Annotated in this window: 16 protein-coding genes; 1 reads left to right on the top strand and 15 read right to left on the bottom strand. The window is 60.7% G+C overall.

All coding sequences use genetic code 11. From position 1 onward, the window contains the following. Positions 1-111: 111 nt before the first annotated feature. Positions 112-1,104, top strand: a complete 993-nt coding sequence (locus BUE38_RS02710) for a YihY/virulence factor BrkB family protein (RefSeq protein ID WP_073433464.1) — start codon at positions 112-114, stop codon at positions 1,102-1,104. On the opposite strand, the gene BUE38_RS02705 is transcribed toward BUE38_RS02710, so the two are convergent. From BUE38_RS02705 to urtA, 15 genes are all read right to left on the bottom strand, one after another. Further along, the gene (locus BUE38_RS02705) at positions 1,043-1,261 is read right to left on the bottom strand and encodes a LapA family protein (RefSeq protein ID WP_073433463.1); all 219 of its coding nucleotides are present in this window, start codon (positions 1,259-1,261) and stop codon (positions 1,043-1,045) included. The genes BUE38_RS02710 and BUE38_RS02705 overlap by 62 nt on opposite strands. A gap of 141 nt (positions 1,262-1,402) precedes the next feature. Next, positions 1,403-2,869: a phospholipase D-like domain-containing protein gene (locus BUE38_RS02700; RefSeq protein WP_073433462.1), complete on the bottom strand. Its 1,467-nt coding sequence runs from the start codon at positions 2,867-2,869 to the stop codon at positions 1,403-1,405. 225 nt (positions 2,870-3,094) lie between these two features. Then, positions 3,095-3,685: a HupE/UreJ family protein gene (locus tag BUE38_RS02695; protein ID WP_084541672.1), complete on the bottom strand. Its 591-nt coding sequence runs from the start codon at positions 3,683-3,685 to the stop codon at positions 3,095-3,097. A 93-nt stretch (positions 3,686-3,778) separates the two neighbouring features. Continuing rightward, positions 3,779-4,444: an urease accessory protein UreG gene (gene ureG, locus BUE38_RS02690; protein ID WP_073433461.1), complete on the bottom strand. Its 666-nt coding sequence runs from the start codon at positions 4,442-4,444 to the stop codon at positions 3,779-3,781. A gap of 101 nt (positions 4,445-4,545) precedes the next feature. Continuing rightward, positions 4,546-5,229 carry an urease accessory protein UreF gene (locus BUE38_RS02685; RefSeq protein ID WP_073433460.1) on the bottom strand — a complete coding sequence of 228 codons (684 nt, stop codon included), beginning with the start codon at positions 5,227-5,229 and terminating at the stop codon, positions 4,546-4,548. Next, positions 5,219-5,752, bottom strand: a complete 534-nt coding sequence (gene ureE / locus BUE38_RS02680; RefSeq protein WP_073433766.1) for an urease accessory protein UreE — start codon at positions 5,750-5,752, stop codon at positions 5,219-5,221. The genes BUE38_RS02685 and ureE overlap by 11 nt, the downstream gene beginning before the upstream one ends. Positions 5,753-5,773: 21 nt before the next feature. After that, entirely contained in the window at positions 5,774-7,477 is a 1,704-nt protein-coding gene (gene ureC / locus BUE38_RS02675) for an urease subunit alpha (RefSeq protein WP_073433459.1), read from the bottom strand. Beyond that, complete coding sequence (locus BUE38_RS02670; RefSeq protein ID WP_073433458.1) at positions 7,474-7,806, bottom strand: urease subunit beta; 333 nt, start codon at positions 7,804-7,806, stop codon at positions 7,474-7,476. Before BUE38_RS02670 ends, ureC begins: the two co-directional genes overlap by 4 nt. Positions 7,807-7,821: 15 nt before the next feature. After that, positions 7,822-8,124, bottom strand: a complete 303-nt coding sequence (gene ureA / locus BUE38_RS02665) for an urease subunit gamma (protein WP_073433457.1) — start codon at positions 8,122-8,124, stop codon at positions 7,822-7,824. Positions 8,125-8,240: 116 nt separating this feature from the next. Further along, positions 8,241-9,173, bottom strand: coding sequence for an urease accessory protein UreD (locus tag BUE38_RS02660; protein WP_084541671.1), 933 nt, complete (start codon positions 9,171-9,173; stop codon positions 8,241-8,243). Between the two features lie 262 nt (positions 9,174-9,435). After that, positions 9,436-10,134, bottom strand: coding sequence for an urea ABC transporter ATP-binding subunit UrtE (gene urtE / locus BUE38_RS02655; protein WP_073433456.1), 699 nt, complete (start codon positions 10,132-10,134; stop codon positions 9,436-9,438). Then, complete coding sequence (gene urtD / locus BUE38_RS02650; protein ID WP_073433455.1) at positions 10,134-10,967, bottom strand: urea ABC transporter ATP-binding protein UrtD; 834 nt, start codon at positions 10,965-10,967, stop codon at positions 10,134-10,136. The genes urtE and urtD overlap by 1 nt, the downstream gene beginning before the upstream one ends. Continuing rightward, entirely contained in the window at positions 10,964-12,094 is a 1,131-nt protein-coding gene (gene urtC, locus BUE38_RS02645) for an urea ABC transporter permease subunit UrtC (RefSeq protein ID WP_073433454.1), read from the bottom strand. Before urtC ends, urtD begins: the two co-directional genes overlap by 4 nt. 3 nt (positions 12,095-12,097) lie before the next feature. After that, positions 12,098-13,723 (bottom strand): urea ABC transporter permease subunit UrtB, encoded by a 1,626-nt coding sequence (urtB, locus tag BUE38_RS02640; protein ID WP_234986740.1) that lies wholly within the window; start codon positions 13,721-13,723, stop codon positions 12,098-12,100. A 116-nt stretch (positions 13,724-13,839) separates the two neighbouring features. After that, positions 13,840-15,186 (bottom strand): urea ABC transporter substrate-binding protein, encoded by a 1,347-nt coding sequence (urtA, locus tag BUE38_RS02635; RefSeq protein WP_073433453.1) that lies wholly within the window; start codon positions 15,184-15,186, stop codon positions 13,840-13,842. Positions 15,187-15,455: the final 269 nt, after the last annotated feature.

Below are 15,455 nucleotides of genomic sequence, written 5' to 3'. Positions count from 1 at the left end.
AAATCGGTGCCTGAAAAGCTGATTCAGCACATCAAGGCAACGCTTGGCCAGGTTTGACGTCGGCCCCGCCCAGGCAGCTATCATGGGCCGTTACTCAAGGACGACAGGCCCATGAGCCCGGCTCACCGCTACTATCTATCATTACTTACGCTGGCACCGCGTCTCGCGATGTTCTTCTGGAGAGTGCTGGTCAATTTCGCTCACAATCGCGGCATGTTGCTGGCCGGAGGGGTGGGTTTCAATATCCTGCTGTCGACCGTCCCACTGTTTGCGTTGATGGTGGTCGCCATCGCTCAGGTGGTGGATGAACAGCAATTGATGATGGTGCTGGAGCTGCAGGCGAGGCATATTGCGCCAGCTCACGCCGACATCATGCTCGACTCGGTGAGTCGTCTGATCGACTCCAGCGCACTGATCAGTCTCTATGGCATTCCAGTACTGCTGGTGTTCAGTTCCTTTGCCTTCCGTATGCTTGAAGATGCCCTGGCCATCATCTTCCACAAGCCGGACGTCAAGCATCGCCGCAGCCTGTGGGTATCCTTCCTGCTACCCTACGGTTTCATGCTGGTATGGACCGCGCTGCTGTTTTCGTTGGCCATCGCCGTCAGCCTGGCAAACACCGCCAATGCGCTGTGGATGGCAATGTATGGCCAGTCCCTGCCGGTTGCCTCGCTTCAGGATCCGATACTCAACCTGATCAGCTTTACCGGTGTCTTTCTGCTGTTCAGCTCGATCTACAAGATACTTCCGGTGGTAAGAATCTCGTTACGCCGTGCACTGGCGGGAGGCTTCGCAGCAGCCTCGATGTGGGAAGCCGCGCGCCTGGTACTGGTCTATTACTTTGCCAACCTGTCGCTGGTCAACGAGGTCTATGGCTCGCTGGCCACTCTGGTGGTGATTCTGCTCAGTCTGGAAATCGGTGCCGCGATACTGCTGCTCGGTGCCCAGGTCATTGCCGACCTGGAACACAACAGTCGTCTTGGGTTGCCCTGGCATGTTCCGCCCGGCACGCCAAGCGCCCGAACAGCCCCGCTGCTATCGGTCAGTTCCTGTGCTCCTGATGGCGAAGACGACGAATCACCCCCATCAGACCACGCCCGCTGAGCATGCCAAGCAGATAGATCACTACCACCAACAGCGCCATCGGCATGGTAATGGTCCATCCCAGCACCTGGACGTGCACCATGTCGATGTTCTGCACCACCAGAATAGCGATGAGCGCAAGACTGATGACCTTGAGCACCAACCAGAATCTTTCCATGGTCATCTCCCTATCACGTCAACAAAGGCCTGTCCGCCAGTCATCTAAATCAGGGACAGCGCGAGCTGTCCATGCCAGGGAAAGATGGGTTGCCCCCGACGAGGTGTCAAGTCGGCCTGACGAGGGGTTCCAGCGGGCTGACTAGAAGGTCGATAGCCCCGTCGCTTCCATGATTCGATAACGCCAGCTGTCGAACCAGCCACTGCGCTGCGTCGGCTGCCAGCGGCGGCTGGTACGCCGCTGCGGGGAGGATTGCCAGCGCTGCTCAAACCAGCGATCGACCTGTTGCATGGTCGGCTCGGAGGCATCGGCACTCAACAACACACTGGTTTCCAGGTTGTAATCGTCCAGATTGCGCCGGGTCATGTTGGCCGAACCGAGAATCAAGCGGTCCTTGCCCCCCTGAGCCGCCAGATGCAGAACCTTACTGTGGCACTGTTCGCCTGCCGTCAGACACCAGCGCACTTCGACACCGGCATCGTGCAGCTCGGCTGCCACCGGTTGGTTGGGAAGCCCACCCTTGGCAAAACCAAATGCCTCCCGGTTGGGGTCCAGTAGCACACGTACCATCGCGCCTCGCTGTTCTGCTTCCTTGAGCGCCGTGATCACCTGTCGATGCGCGAGATAGAAGGCCGCCATATCGAGACGGTCACCGCTGCGAGCGGCATCAATCAGCTCGAGACTGGCATCGCGAATGGCCGCTTCAGTCAGCAGTTGTACTGTCATCAATTGTGTTCGGGGGCCTTCTCCTGAGGCGGACGGAGGCTGCTGAGGAAGTTCAAGGTCAACACCACTCCAATCGGCCACCGCGGCTTCCGATGCCATTACGTCAAGTGCCAGATCACCACGAATCCGCAGCGCCACATTGCCGTGCCGACTACTGCCATCGTGAGGGTTGGCGGAGGTGATCAGGGTAACCCAGGCGTCCTGCTGGTCCACCACCAGAGTCTTGCGATGGTTGGCCCGGAAGTTGAGCATGGCGAGGTAACTGCGCAGGGTCACATCGGGGCCCTTGAAGATATTCGGCAACCAGCCACCATCAGGGTCATTACCCAACCGATTCAGTCCCAGATGCCAAAGCCCCGACCACAGGGGATTCGACGCTCTCAGACGGTCGAGCTCGGTAAACACCACCTCCACACCAGCGTCCCGCAATTCACGGAAATGCTCCGGCATGACCCCGCCATAGAAGGTATTGAGAGGATCACTGATCACCACCACCCGTAACTGTGGGTGTTCCCGGCGCGCCTGAATCAACGCCTGACTCAGCTCTTCGGCCAGATGGCGAGACACTCTGGGGCTCTCGCCTGACAGTGAGTTGAACAGGAACATGTCCATCACGATCAGTCTGCGTGCCTGGCCAATCATGTTCAGCACCTCGTCAAAGATCTGCTGATCGAGATGGCGCTGACCTTGAGCGTCGTACCAGGTGCGATCACTCAGAAACTGGATCTCATCGGCCGAGCGAAGCGGCCATGCCTTGCCGACGTCTTCCGGCAGAGGCTTGATGGTCTGCCACACGGCCATGCCCCCCCATGCCAACAGCAGCAGGAGCAAGAACCATCCCGCCAGCCGTGTCCCGATGGAGCCTTTCCCGCGTCCCTGCATGATATGAGTTCCTGAAGCCTGTCTGCGTATCGGCTGCACCGCCTGCAGGTCACCATCGCAAGGCCCAGCCAGCTCTAGAAGCTCGAGTATAAACCAGCTCAGGGGATAGGCGGCAGAGCGCCTTGTGCCGCGCCTGTCACCGTAGCGGCAAACGGGAATGCCCGGCAAATTGCCGGGCATTGGAAAGGGCTGAATTGAAAAGGACAGGAGAGCAGCGAAACGACCTCAGGACATCACGAAGAAGGCACCGCAGGCAGCAATGGCCGCTCCCGCGACACGCAGCACCGGGTTCCCGCTGGCCCCCAGCCAACCGCCAAGGCGGCGCGCGCCCCAGGTAATCACCAGAGTCGAGATGGCGAAGCCGATGAAGAACGCTACCAGCGAACTGCCTGCCGGCATCTCACTGCCATGGGCATGTCCATGGAGCACCATGAAGGCCACTACCAATCCCATTGCCAGCGAAGTCGGCAGGCGCGCAAGGCTGGCCACCAGGATGCCGCCCAGCAGCACCGACAGCGCGATGGCGCTCTCCACGCCGGGTAACGCCACTCCCGTTGCAGCCAGGCTCGCCCCCAGGATCATGCCGGCGAGCGCCAACCAGGGAGTGGCCGAGCGCACTGCGGGCGCCTGCACCAGGCTCCACAGACCAATGGCGATCATCGCCAGCAGGTGGTCAAGGCCCATCCAGGGATGGGTCAAGCCCGCAACCAACCCGCCCTGCTCAGCGCCATGTCCCGGGTGAGCCAGCGCCACCCCCGGCATGGCTACCATCAGCACAAGGCTCAACACGCGTCCTGTCCGGACTGAATATGACATGACAATCTCCTGATCATGGATATGGGGGATTCCGGGTATAGGCATTGATGCAATGTCCTGTCCGGAAAGAAAGATAACGGTATAACATCGATATCACTCGGACTCGGCAACAGCGGCCTGACGTCGGCGCTGCGGCAACATGCCCTGCTCGATGATGAAGTCGATGATGGTATCGAGGCCGACGCCGTCATAGAGGTTGGTGAACACAAAGGGTCGCTCACCGCGCATTCGTCGCGAGTCCCGGTCCATGACGTCCAGCGATGCGTGAACCTGTTCGGCAATGTCGATCTTGTTGATGATCAGCAGGTCGGAGCGAGTGATGCCCGGCCCACCCTTGCGCGGTATCTTGTCACCAGCAGAGACATCGATCACATAGAGCGTCAGGTCGGAGAGCTCCGGACTGAAGGTCGCCGAGAGGTTGTCACCACCGGACTCCACCAGCACCAGCTCCAGCCCGGGATGGCGCTCCATCAACTGGTCGATGGCCGCAAGGTTCATCGAGGCGTCCTCGCGAATGGCAGTATGCGGACAGCCACCGGTTTCGACACCGAGAATACGATCCGCCGACAAGGCTTCGTGCCGGGTCAGAAAGTCGGCATCCTCGCGGGTATAGATATCGTTGGTCACCACGGCGATGTCATAGTCACTACGCAATGCCTTGCACAATTGGCGCAGCAGCGCGGTCTTGCCGGACCCCACCGGCCCGCCGACGCCGACTCGCAAGCAGTGTCGTGGTATCGGAGATGCGGTATCTGTCATGGTCAACTCCTGCTGTCGTTCTTGCTGAAATTATTGGTGCTGAAATTGTTCGTGCGTTAATGGGTCCTGCCGCTGAATCAGCGCCACCGAAGAGTGCCGAATCAGCTGCGAAAGAGTCGTGAGTACTGGGTCTCGTGTTGAGCGCTGGCCAGAGCAAGTCCAGGCAACGCCGGCCCCAACTGGCCATCCTCGAGTTGCAGAGCCTGATCAACACAACGGATCAGCTCAGGCCTGAGCCGCTCGATCAGTCGTTGAGCCGCGGTATGCCCCAACGGCATGGCCTTGCAGGCCACCGCCAACTGGTTTTCCAGCCATGCCCAGGCAAAACCCAGCAACGCCTGCCGAGGCTCGATGCCACGGATCACCGCCAGGGCAGCAAAGGCGCTGGTATAACCCGCCCCAACGGGCAAGTGAGGGGACTCGGGCCAAAGTCCGAGACTGGTCACCAGGCGATTCAGCGAGGCACCCATTTGACGCTCCTCCTCGGCCAGTTCACGAGTCTCGCGACAAGCCGCGAGCCAGCGGTCCCAGTGTTCGAAAGCCTGCTGATCCCCTTTCCACCAGGCCGACATCAGGCGGCTCATCACCGGCAGCTCGGCGTGCCCAAGACCATCCTCGAGAACACCTTCCAGCCAGTCACCGAGGCTCGCCTCATCGGTGACCCAGCCCAGCTCCAGAGCGCTCTCCAGCCCCTGTGACCAGGCGAAACCACCAATGGGCAGGGCCGGGCTGACCAGTTGCAACAGCCCGAGCAGTGCCAGGTCCCGGCTCGTCTCAGTGGGCATGATGACCTTCATGGGAGTGATCGTGGGCGTGATTGCTGCTGTGATCGTGATGAGCGTGATGGTGAGAGTGACCGGCGGAGTGACCGCCCATGCTGTAGGCACCGGGTTCGGGATCGAAGGGCGCGCGATGGTGGGTCAACTCCGCGCCGAGGCGCACGGCCAGGTCCTCCAGAACATGATCCGGCGCGAAGCGCACCCAGGCTCCCTGCTCGTCTTCACCGATACCCAGGGTGACATGACGATTGCCGAGGTGGTAACAGAGTCGTGCCAGTGGCAACCCCGACGCCACCCTTGCTGTGACCACCGGTTCAACGGCAGCAACAACACGCACGCAGAGGCCACCACCCTCCAGACCGTCGCCATCCCGCAGCACCGGCCCACGATCAAGAAACAGCCCTGCTCCGCGCCCACTGTCCAGCGTGACCCGCAAGCGTCCCTTGATGCGGTCGTCATAGGTGAGTGTCAGAGTGTCCTGGGCCGAGTCTGCGGCGACTGGACCTAGACGTTGCGTCAGTTGTATCAGGCTTGTCATCGTGACCTTCCTCTAGAACAGGTGATAACGCTGGGCCAGCGGCAGACTGTCCAGCGGCTCGCAGCTGAGCAGTTCACCGTCACAGGTCACTTCATAGGTCTGTGGGTCAACACTGAGCTGCGGGCAACGATCGTTGAGTTTCATGTCCTGCTTGCGCACCTGGCGCACACCACGGCAAGCCACGAGACGGCTGTCCAGGCCAAGCGTCTCGCGTAGGCCGGCATCCAGTGCCGCCTGACTGACGAAGCTCACGCGAGTGGCACTGGCGGCCTTGCCCAGGGCGCCATACATCGGGCGGTAATGCACCGGCTGCGGCGTGGGGATCGAGGCGTTGGCATCGCCCATCGGTGCCATGGCGATCATGCCGCCCTTGAGCACCAGCGCCGGCTTGACGCCAAAGAAGGCCGGACGCCACAGCACCAGATCGGCGAGCTTGCCGACCTCGATGGAGCCCACTTCATGGGCAATGCCATGGGTGATGGCCGGATTGATGGTGTACTTGGCGATATAACGTCGCGCGCGCAGATTATCGGCGCCCAGCACTTCATCCTCCGGCAGGAGGCCCCGCTGCAGTTTCATCTTGTGCGCGGTCTGCCAGGTACGGCAGATCACTTCGCCCACTCGGCCCATGGCCTGAGAGTCCGAGGCGATCATCGAGATCACGCCCAGGTCCTGAAGAATGTCCTCGGCGGCGATGGTCTCACGGCGGATTCGTGAGTCAGCGAAGGCCACGTCCTCGGGAATATTCGGATCCAGGTGGTGACACACCATCAGCATGTCGAGATGCTCGTCGATGGTATTCACCGTGTACGGCCTCGTCGGGTTGGTCGACGACGGCAGTACATAATCCTCCGCGCACGCCGTGATGATGTCCGGCGCATGCCCTCCCCCGGCACCCTCGGTGTGATAGGTATGGATACCCCGTTGCTTGAAGGCCGCCAGGGTATCCTCGACGAAGCCGGCCTCATTCAGGGTGTCGGTATGGATGGCGATCTGCACGTCATAGCGCTCAGCAACCGACAGGCAGTTGTCGATGGCCGCGGGAGTGGTGCCCCAGTCCTCGTGCAGTTTGAGGCCCATTGCCCCGGCCTCTAGCTGGCTTTCCAGGCCTGCCGGCAGACTGGCATTGCCCTTGCCCAGCAGGCCGATGTTCATCGGCAACGCATCGCAGGCCTTGAGCATCTGGTGGATATGCCAGGTCCCCGGCGTGCAAGTGGTGGCATTGGAACCGGTGGCCGGTCCGGTACCTCCTCCGAGCATGGTGGTAATGCCACTGGCCAGGGCTTCATCGATCAGTTGCGGGCAGATGAAGTGTACGTGGGCGTCGATGGCCCCGGCCGTGAGGATCTTTCCCTCGCCGGCGATGATCTCGGTACCGGGGCCGATGACGATCTCCACACCGGGCTGGGTGTCCGGATTTCCGGCCTTGCCGATGGCGGTAATACGTCCAGCCTTGAGGCCCACATCGGCCTTGACGATGCCCCACCAATCGAGGATCAGCGCATTGGTGATCACTGTGTCCATGACCTCGGCGTCATCCCGCTGGCTCTGCCCCATACCATCGCGGATCACCTTGCCGCCACCGAACTTGACCTCCTCGCCATACAGGGTCGCGTCTCGCTCGACCTCGACCCACAACTCGGTATCACCCAACCGCACCCGGTCACCTACCGTGGGCCCGTACATATCGGCGTAGGCCTGACGTGAGATCTTCATGCCCCGTCTCCCTGGGTCAAGTCATCCAGCGGGCCCATGATTTCTCCATGAAAGCCATAGATATGGCGGCGCCCGGCAATCGGCACCAGCGTCACTTCCCGCATCTGGCCCGGCTCGAAGCGGATTGCCGTACCCGCCGCAATGTCGAGCCGCTGGCCCCGGGCAATGTCACGATCGAAGTACAGCGCCGGATTGGCCTCGGCAAAATGATAGTGGGAGCCAACCTGAATCGGTCGGTCGCCCCGGTTGGCCACCTCAAGGGTGGTGCGCGGACGCCCCTTGCAGAGTTCGATATCGTCGGACTGCAATTGATATTCACCGGGAATCATGTTCGACACCCCCGCTCAGGTAATAGGGTTGTGCACGGTCACCAACTTGGTGCCGTCAGGAAAGGTCGCTTCGACCTGGACTTCATCGATCATCTCGGCCACGCCATCCATGACCTCTTCACGGGACAGGATGCGTCGTCCCTCGCTCATCATCTCGGCGACCGAGCGACCATCGCGGGCACCTTCCATGATCTCGCAACTGATCAGTGCCACCGCCTCGGGATAATTGAGCTTTAGCCCACGGGCACGCCGACGTTCGGCCAGTAACCCCGCGGTAAACAGCAACAGCTTGTCCTTGTCTCTTGGAGTCAGCTCCATATCGATATCCACCCGTGTCGGAGAGAAAGAAGGAAAGTGATCAGGGGTTCGCCATTGTCCAGAAATGCATGGTCCAGAAACTCCAGGTCCAGCAATACGTGGTCCAGAAAGAAGGGTCAGGTGCGCCATATTCGCGGGACACAGGCCTCACACCCGGCCAACCGCGGCCGCAGCTGAGTCCACGCGCTCTCCAGCAATTGCCAGGCGTCTTGTCGGGAATCGCCGAGATATCGCAGCAGCAGCACATCCTGCCGCCAGGTCACGGCCCAGCATGACTGGGGCTCGAGCTGCTCGCGCAGCCATTCGACGGTCGCCTGACCATCTTCCAGGCCCACTGCCCACAAGGTTGCCTGGACACTATGCCCACGCTGGCCCCAATTGCCTCGAAACCGCCGGTGTGTTGGGTCAAGGGGCTGCCGCTCGATCCACATCGGCACACCATCACGCAGGATCTCGAAATGCTGCTCCAGACCTCCGGAGACAAAGGGCAACTGACTCGCCGGTCGCCCCAGCGCCAGCAACTCCCAGCCCAGGCAGCGAGCGTTACCCGACAACTCGATACGAATCTGCTGACGCCCGCGAGACCCATCGAAGGCAATCGTTTCCTGGGGCAGCCATTCCAGCAGCCCACCGTCCTCAACCTCGAGCCGCGTGTGCTGGTGCCAGGCGACGCCGTTGCGATCAGCCCGGTAGAGCTTGTTGGCCGCCGGAGTGGTCAGCAGGGTATGGGCGCCCTTCCCTACCCAGGCCTCGATATGCAGGGCGTCACCACTGACCAGACCACCAGGCGGATGCAGCAGATAGAGATGGCAGGCTCCGGTCGGCCCCTCCGGATAGAAAGGACGCTGAACGCGTAAAGGGCCCTGGTGACGCATATCACGCATTCGTGTGACGCCGTCGCGCTCGGCGAACCCCAGTTGCAGTGATGCATCCCAGCGTCTCAGGTCGTCGAAGCGATGCCCGGACTGCCCCACAGCCACAGGTTGCCGAGTGGCGGACAGCCTGGCCTGCTGGGCTTGAGGACGAGTCGATATCTGCTGCGCGGTCATAGGGCTCCTGGTCCATGGCGGGAGTCGCGGCCGGATTCTGCTGCTGCATTGCAGAGGGCATTCTGATCTCCATGCCCAACAGCGGTGCAACGCCCGTACCAACTTGCGACCAGAGTGTTTTTCTTGTTTTATATCAACAAATAACCACCAGCACCCGACACCATTCCGGGAGCGCCAAACCAGCATCGAGCACCATACGTGTGCACAACCGCCACTGGCGCCCTTGAACGGTGCAAATCAGATGCTCTGGAAATGCCGTCTTCTAGACTGTCAGATACTGCTTGACCACATCGTCATCAAGCGCGGCAATATCACCGCAGGCCACTCGACGGCCACGATCGAGAATGGCGAAGTGGTCGGCGTAGCGCCGTGCAAAAGGCAGCTTCTGCTCAACCAGCAATACCGTCAGCCGATCCTCGATCATCAATTGGCGAATCACTTCACCGATCTGGGTGACGATATTGGGCTGAATGCCCTCACCCGGCTCATCGAGGATCAGCAGCCTTGGCTCCAGTACCAGTGCGCGACCAATGGCCAACTGCTGCTGTTGCCCACCAGACAGATCTCCACCACGGCGATGGCGCATCTCCTTGAGAACCGGAAACAGCTCATAGATGCGATCCGGCACCTGACGTACCCTGTCGCGTCGTGCCGCCAGCCCCGTGCGCAGGTTTTCCTCCACCGTCAACAGCGGAAAGATCTGGCGCCCCTGGGGCACATAACCGATACCCAGTCGCGAACGGGCCTCAAGACGCTGGCGTTCCAGTGCCACTTCGCTGTCGAAGCGAATCTGTCCACTGTGCACCGCGACCTCGCCCATGATCACCTTCATCAAGGTGGTCTTGCCGACCCCATTGCGGCCCAGCACACAGGTACAGGCACCCGGTGGTACGTCCAGATCAAGATCCCAGAGCGTATGACTCCCGCCGTAGAACTGATTGAGCCCTTGAATGCTGAGCATCAGACTGCCTCCTCTTCACCACCGAGATAGACCTCGATCACCTTCGGATCATTGGCCACCTGATCCATGGTTCCCTCGGCGAGCACACTGCCCTGATGCAACACCGTCACGGTTCGAGCGATTGAGCGAACGAACCCCATATCGTGTTCAACCACCACCACCGAGTGGCGGCCAGCCAGGCCGGTCAACAGCTCGGCAGTGCGTTCCATCTCCTGCTCGGTCATACCGGCCACCGGCTCATCAACCAACAACAGGCGTGGCCGTTGCATCAACAACATGCCGATCTCCAGCCACTGTTTCTGGCCGTGGGACAGAATGCCCGCCGGGCGAGCACGCAAGTCTGCCAGCCCGATGGTCTGCAACACGGCATCGATGCGTTCCCGCACCTCCGACGTCAGACGTGCCCGCAGTGTCGGCCATAGGCTCTTGTCCATGGCCATCGCCAGCTCGAGGTTCTCGAATACGCTCAAGGCCTCGAATACCGTGGGCTTCTGGAACTTGCGACCGATTCCCAGCCGGGCAATCTCCGGTTCATTCTTCTGCAACAGGTTGTGACGGCTGCCGAACCAGACAGTCCCCGTATCCGGCCTGGTCTTGCCGGTAATGATATCCATCATGGTGGTCTTGCCCGCACCATTGGGGCCGATGATGCAACGCAATTCACCGTCGTCGATGGTCAGGTTGAGGTTATTGATCGCCTTGAAACCATCGAAACTGACCGTGACATCCTCGAGATACAGGATCGGCCCGTGGCGCACATCAACTGGCGAGTCCTCCGGCACCAGAAAATCAAAGACACGATCCCGGTCGGCGAGGCTCTGGAGAAAGCTCATGTGCTGGCCTCCGTTGTTGTTGTTGTCGATGTCGGTACCTGTTCTGCGTCACCACGACGCCGCCGGAGCAATCCTGCGATGCCGTTGGGCAGCATTACCGTTACCAGTACAAAGAGCGCCCCCAACGCGAACAACCAGGCCTCGGGCATCACGCCAGTAAAGACACTCTTGGCATAGTTGACGACCAGGGCTCCGATGACCGCGCCAAACAGGGTGGCACGGCCCCCCAGAGCGACCCAGACCACGATCTCGATGGAGAACAGCGGCGAGAATTCACTGGGGTTGATGATTCCCACCTGGGGCACATAGAGGGCTCCGGCCACCCCCGCCAACATCGCCGAGACCATAAACACGAAGAGCTGATAGCGCTCCACTCGATAACCGAGAAAGCGCGTGCGCGCCTCGGCATCGCGCACGGCGATACAGACCCGCCCGAGCTTGCTGACCACAATCGCTCGGCACAGCACATAACCCAGGGCCAGTGCCACACCCGAGGCGATGAACAACCCCAGTCGCGTGGCATGAGCGGTGAGATCGAACCCCATCAGCTCCTTGAAGTCGGTCAGGCCGTTGTTGCCGCCGAACCCCATCTCGTTACGGAAGAAGGCCAGCATCAGTGCAAAGGTCAGCGCCTGGGTAATGATCGACAGATACACCCCGGTGACCCGAGAGCGGAACGCCAGGAAACCGAACACCAGCGCCAGCAAGCCGGGCGCAAGTAACACCATGAGGAAAGCAAACCACGCCATGTCAAAGCCCTGCCAGTACCAGGGCAGGGAATCCCAATTGAGGAACACCATGAAGTCCGGCAACTGAGGATCACCGTAGACACCGCGGTCGCCGATCTGGCGCATCAGGTACATGCCCATGGCATACCCGCCCAGGGCGAAGAAGGCGCCGTGGCCAAGACTCAGAATACCGAGATAGCCCCACACCAGATCCACCGCCACAGCCAACAGCGCATAGCACAGGTACTTGCCAAGCAAGGTAACGGTATACGTCGAGACATGCAGGGCGTGCCCGCGAGGCAGCCACAGGTTACAGGCCACCACCAGCGCCATCACCACACCGAGCACGGCAAGAAACAGCAGCGTCGAGCGCTCACTCAAAGGTCTGGTCAACCACATCGCTCAACCCTCCGCGGCACGGCCCTTCTGCGGAAAGAGTCCGCGCGGGCGTTTCTGGATAAACAGGATGATGAACACCAGCACCAGGATCTTGGCCAGTACTGCTCCGGCCCAGGGCTCGAGGACCTGATTGATGACACCCAGTGACAGCCCCGCCACCAGAGTGCCCCATAGATTGCCGACACCCCCGAAGACCACCACCATGAAGGAGTCGATGATGTAGTTCTGGCCCAGGTTGGGGCCGACATTGGTCAACTGGGAAAGTGCCACCCCGGCGAGACCGGCAACCCCGGACCCCAGCGCAAAGGTCAGAATATCCACGCGCGTGGCGCGAATGCCCATGGCTCGTGCCATGGCCCGGTTCTGGGTTACAGCGCGGACTTCCAGCCCCAGGCGGGTGCGACGCATGACCAGCATCAGGGCAGCAAAGACCAGCAGCGCGAAACCCAACACATAGAGCCGATTGAGGGTCAGTGACAGAGCATCGTTGACCATCAGCGACCCACTCATCCATTCAGGCGTCACCACCGTACGATTGAGCGGCGAAATTACCGTGCGCACCAGTTGCTGGAGGATCAGGCTGACACCAAAGGTGGCCAGCAGGGTCTCCAGAGGACGCCCCTTCAGGAACTGGATCACGCTGCGCTCGATGGCCACGCCCGCCAGGGCTGCCACGAGGAATCCCGCCGGAATCGACAACAACAATGCCAACCCCGGCTGGCCCGGCAACACCTGCTGCATGGCCCAGGTGGTGTAAGCCCCCAGCATGATCAGCTCACCATGGGCCATGTTGATCACGCCCATCACCCCAAAGGTGATCGCCAGGCCGATCGCCGCCAGCACCAACACCGAGCCCAACGACAGGCCGAAGTAGAGAGTTTCCGCAGCACGATTGATCTTGAGCACCTGCTCAATACTGGTGAGCGCCTCTGATGCCGCCGCCGCGAGGGTCGGATCATCGCTGCGTGACGCTTGACTCAGTGCGGCACGCGCACGGGAATCCAGATTTCCGGCCAACACCTCGACAGCCTCGACATCCCCCTGGTCCAGCCGTTGAATGGCCAGAGCCAGCTCCAGGGTGGTCACAACATCGGAGTCGGATTCCTCGGCAAGCAATCTCGCTATAGGTTCGACACTGGACTCATCGACCTCACCAATCAGATCACGCGCCGCCACCAGTCGTGCCTGCGGGTCATCCACTCGCAGGTCGAACAACGCCAGGCTGCTGTCCAGATAGCCACGCAATGCATTGTTGATGCGGATACGGTCCAGCGCTCGGCGCGAGACCTCCCCGGCATCCTCGAAGGTCAGCGCATCGACCACCGGCCACTCGCGTCCACGATTGCGCAGTACAATGACGAAATCTCCACTGTCCTTGAGACGCTGCAGCTTCCCATCGGCAAGGCTTTCCAGCCAACGTCGACTGCGCTCATCGCCACTGGCCACGATGGTATCAATCACCGCTTTCTTGCCGTTGTAATCAGCCTCCGCGAGTTCGGTGAGCAGCCCCCTGCCCGGGTCCGGTGCGGACGAAGCCTCACTTGCGCCCAATGCCGAACCGGCACTCAGCCATAGCAGACCAGCCAGCACCAGGCCGACCAGCCCTCTTCCAGCGGAAAACATACCCATGGTCTGTTCCTGTTGCTGCCACACGGCATCGTCAAGGCAACATCTGCGCCTGACGGGCCAATGGCGGGAAGTGAAGGCCGATGCACCGCGGTACATCGGCTTGATGGTCCAAACAGTTACTCGCTGGCGACCGTCTCCGCAGCTCCAGCGCCGCAGCTACCCTCTACGACGTTGTAGTTGCCACAGCGCATTGGAGCGCGCCAGTCGCTGATCAGATCTCGTGAGCCCTGGAGAAAATCGGACCAGGCATCCCCTGCAACGGTGGAAGGCGTTTCCCAGACGACCGAGAACTGGCCGTTGTCCTGGATCTCGCCGATCAACACCGGCTTGGTGATGTGATGGTTGGGCATCATGGTGGCGTAACCGCCGGTCAGGTTCGGCACGCTGACCCCGATGATGGCGTCCTTGACCTCATCGACATCCGTAGTACCGGCCTTGCGTACCGCCTCGAGCCACATGTTGAAGCCGATGTAATGTGCTTCCATGGGATCGTTGGTCACCGCTTCATCGTCACCGGTGTAGTCGTACCAGGCGTCGATGAAGTCATAGTTGGCGTCATTGTCGACGCTCATGAAGTAATTCCAGGCCGCCAGGTGGCCAACCAGCGGCGCCGTATCGATACCCGACAACTCCTGCTCACCCACCGAGAACGCCACCACCGGTATATCGGCAGCATCCACACCCTGGTTGGCCAGTTCACGGTAGAACGGCACATTGGCATCGCCGTTGACGGTCGAGACCACGGCAGTCTTCTTGCCCGCTGAACCGAACTGCTTGATCTCGGAGACAATGTTCTGCCAATCGGAATGGCCAAAAGGCGTGTAATTGACCATGATGTCATCATCGCCGACACCATTGGCCGCGAGATAAGCCTCGAGAATACGGTTGGTGGTACGTGGATAGACGTAATCGGTGCCCGCCAGCACCCAGCGCTCGACACCGACCTCATTCATCAGATAGTCAACCGCCGGAATCGCCTGCTGGTTCGGCGCCGCCCCGGTATAGAAGACGTTCTCCGAGGACTCCTCGCCCTCATACTGCACCGGATAGAACAGCAGGCCGTTCAACTCCTCGACAACGGGCAGTACCGACTTGCGCGATACCGAGGTCCAATTGCCGAAGATCACATCCACTTCTTCCTGTGCCAGCAGTTCGCGCGCTTTCTCGGCGAACAGCGGCCAATTGGAGGCCGGGTCGACCACCACCGGTTCAAGCTCACGACCAAGCAGCCCGCCCTGGGCATTCTGTTGCTCGATCAACATCAGCATGGTGTCCTTGAGGGTCGATTCGCTGATCGCCATGGTGCCGGTCAGCGAGTGCAGAATGCCGACCTTGATCGGGTCCTGTGCGTCCTCGGCCAGGGCCGTCGTGGAAATACCCAGCGCCAGTACTGACAGCGCAAGACCGCCCGTCAATCGGCGGGACAAGGAACGATGCAATGCAGAAGGAAGGATACGGATCATGCGGACCTCCATTGGGGAAAGGGATTGTTGTTTGTTGTCGTCAACCCTGATCCACAAGGACGCTGCAAGACCCGTGCCATTTCACCTCGTCCCTGCCATTCATGAGCTCTGAACCTCCAGAACACTGCGTACCTTCGCCCCGGAGTACACGCAACAGAACAGGTCCTGCACCGAACAAGGGCACAGCAATGAGGCATTGCATAGCCGGACTGCACCAGTACAGTGAGAGGTCAGGGATGCATCACGAAAAAAGGGCACCACGATGGTGC

Origin of the sequence: Halomonas cupida (assembly GCF_900142755.1) — a bacterium.
In the GTDB taxonomy this organism is placed as follows: Bacteria; Pseudomonadota; Gammaproteobacteria; order Pseudomonadales; family Halomonadaceae; genus Halomonas; species Halomonas cupida.
This window is presented reverse-complemented; position numbering and strand designations above follow the sequence as displayed.

What these genes read in the sequence shown, in the direction of transcription:
- urtE (WP_073433456.1), bottom strand. Translation starts at nt 10,134, where the DNA reads ATGCTCAGCATTCAAGGGCTCAATCAGTTCTACGGCGGGAGTCATACG.
- urtC (WP_073433454.1), bottom strand. Translation starts at nt 12,094, where the DNA reads ATGTGGTTGACCAGACCTTTGAGTGAGCGCTCGACGCTGCTGTTTCTT.
- urtD (WP_073433455.1), bottom strand. Translation starts at nt 10,967, where the DNA reads ATGAGCTTTCTCCAGAGCCTCGCCGACCGGGATCGTGTCTTTGATTTT.
- BUE38_RS02670 (WP_073433458.1), bottom strand. Translation starts at nt 7,806, where the DNA reads ATGATTCCCGGTGAATATCAATTGCAGTCCGACGATATCGAACTCTGC.
- BUE38_RS02695 (WP_084541672.1), bottom strand. Translation starts at nt 3,685, where the DNA reads ATGTCATATTCAGTCCGGACAGGACGCGTGTTGAGCCTTGTGCTGATG.
- BUE38_RS02705 (WP_073433463.1), bottom strand. Translation starts at nt 1,261, where the DNA reads ATGGAAAGATTCTGGTTGGTGCTCAAGGTCATCAGTCTTGCGCTCATC.
- ureG (WP_073433461.1), bottom strand. Translation starts at nt 4,444, where the DNA reads ATGACAGATACCGCATCTCCGATACCACGACACTGCTTGCGAGTCGGC.
- BUE38_RS02700 (WP_073433462.1), bottom strand. Translation starts at nt 2,869, where the DNA reads ATGCAGGGACGCGGGAAAGGCTCCATCGGGACACGGCTGGCGGGATGG.
- ureC (WP_073433459.1), bottom strand. Translation starts at nt 7,477, where the DNA reads ATGAAGATCTCACGTCAGGCCTACGCCGATATGTACGGGCCCACGGTA.
- urtA (WP_073433453.1), bottom strand. Translation starts at nt 15,186, where the DNA reads ATGATCCGTATCCTTCCTTCTGCATTGCATCGTTCCTTGTCCCGCCGA.
- BUE38_RS02710 (WP_073433464.1), top strand. Translation starts at nt 112, where the DNA reads ATGAGCCCGGCTCACCGCTACTATCTATCATTACTTACGCTGGCACCG.
- ureA (WP_073433457.1), bottom strand. Translation starts at nt 8,124, where the DNA reads ATGGAGCTGACTCCAAGAGACAAGGACAAGCTGTTGCTGTTTACCGCG.
- urtB (WP_234986740.1), bottom strand. Translation starts at nt 13,723, where the DNA reads ATGGGTATGTTTTCCGCTGGAAGAGGGCTGGTCGGCCTGGTGCTGGCT.
- BUE38_RS02685 (WP_073433460.1), bottom strand. Translation starts at nt 5,229, where the DNA reads ATGCCCACTGAGACGAGCCGGGACCTGGCACTGCTCGGGCTGTTGCAA.
- BUE38_RS02660 (WP_084541671.1), bottom strand. Translation starts at nt 9,173, where the DNA reads ATGACCGCGCAGCAGATATCGACTCGTCCTCAAGCCCAGCAGGCCAGG.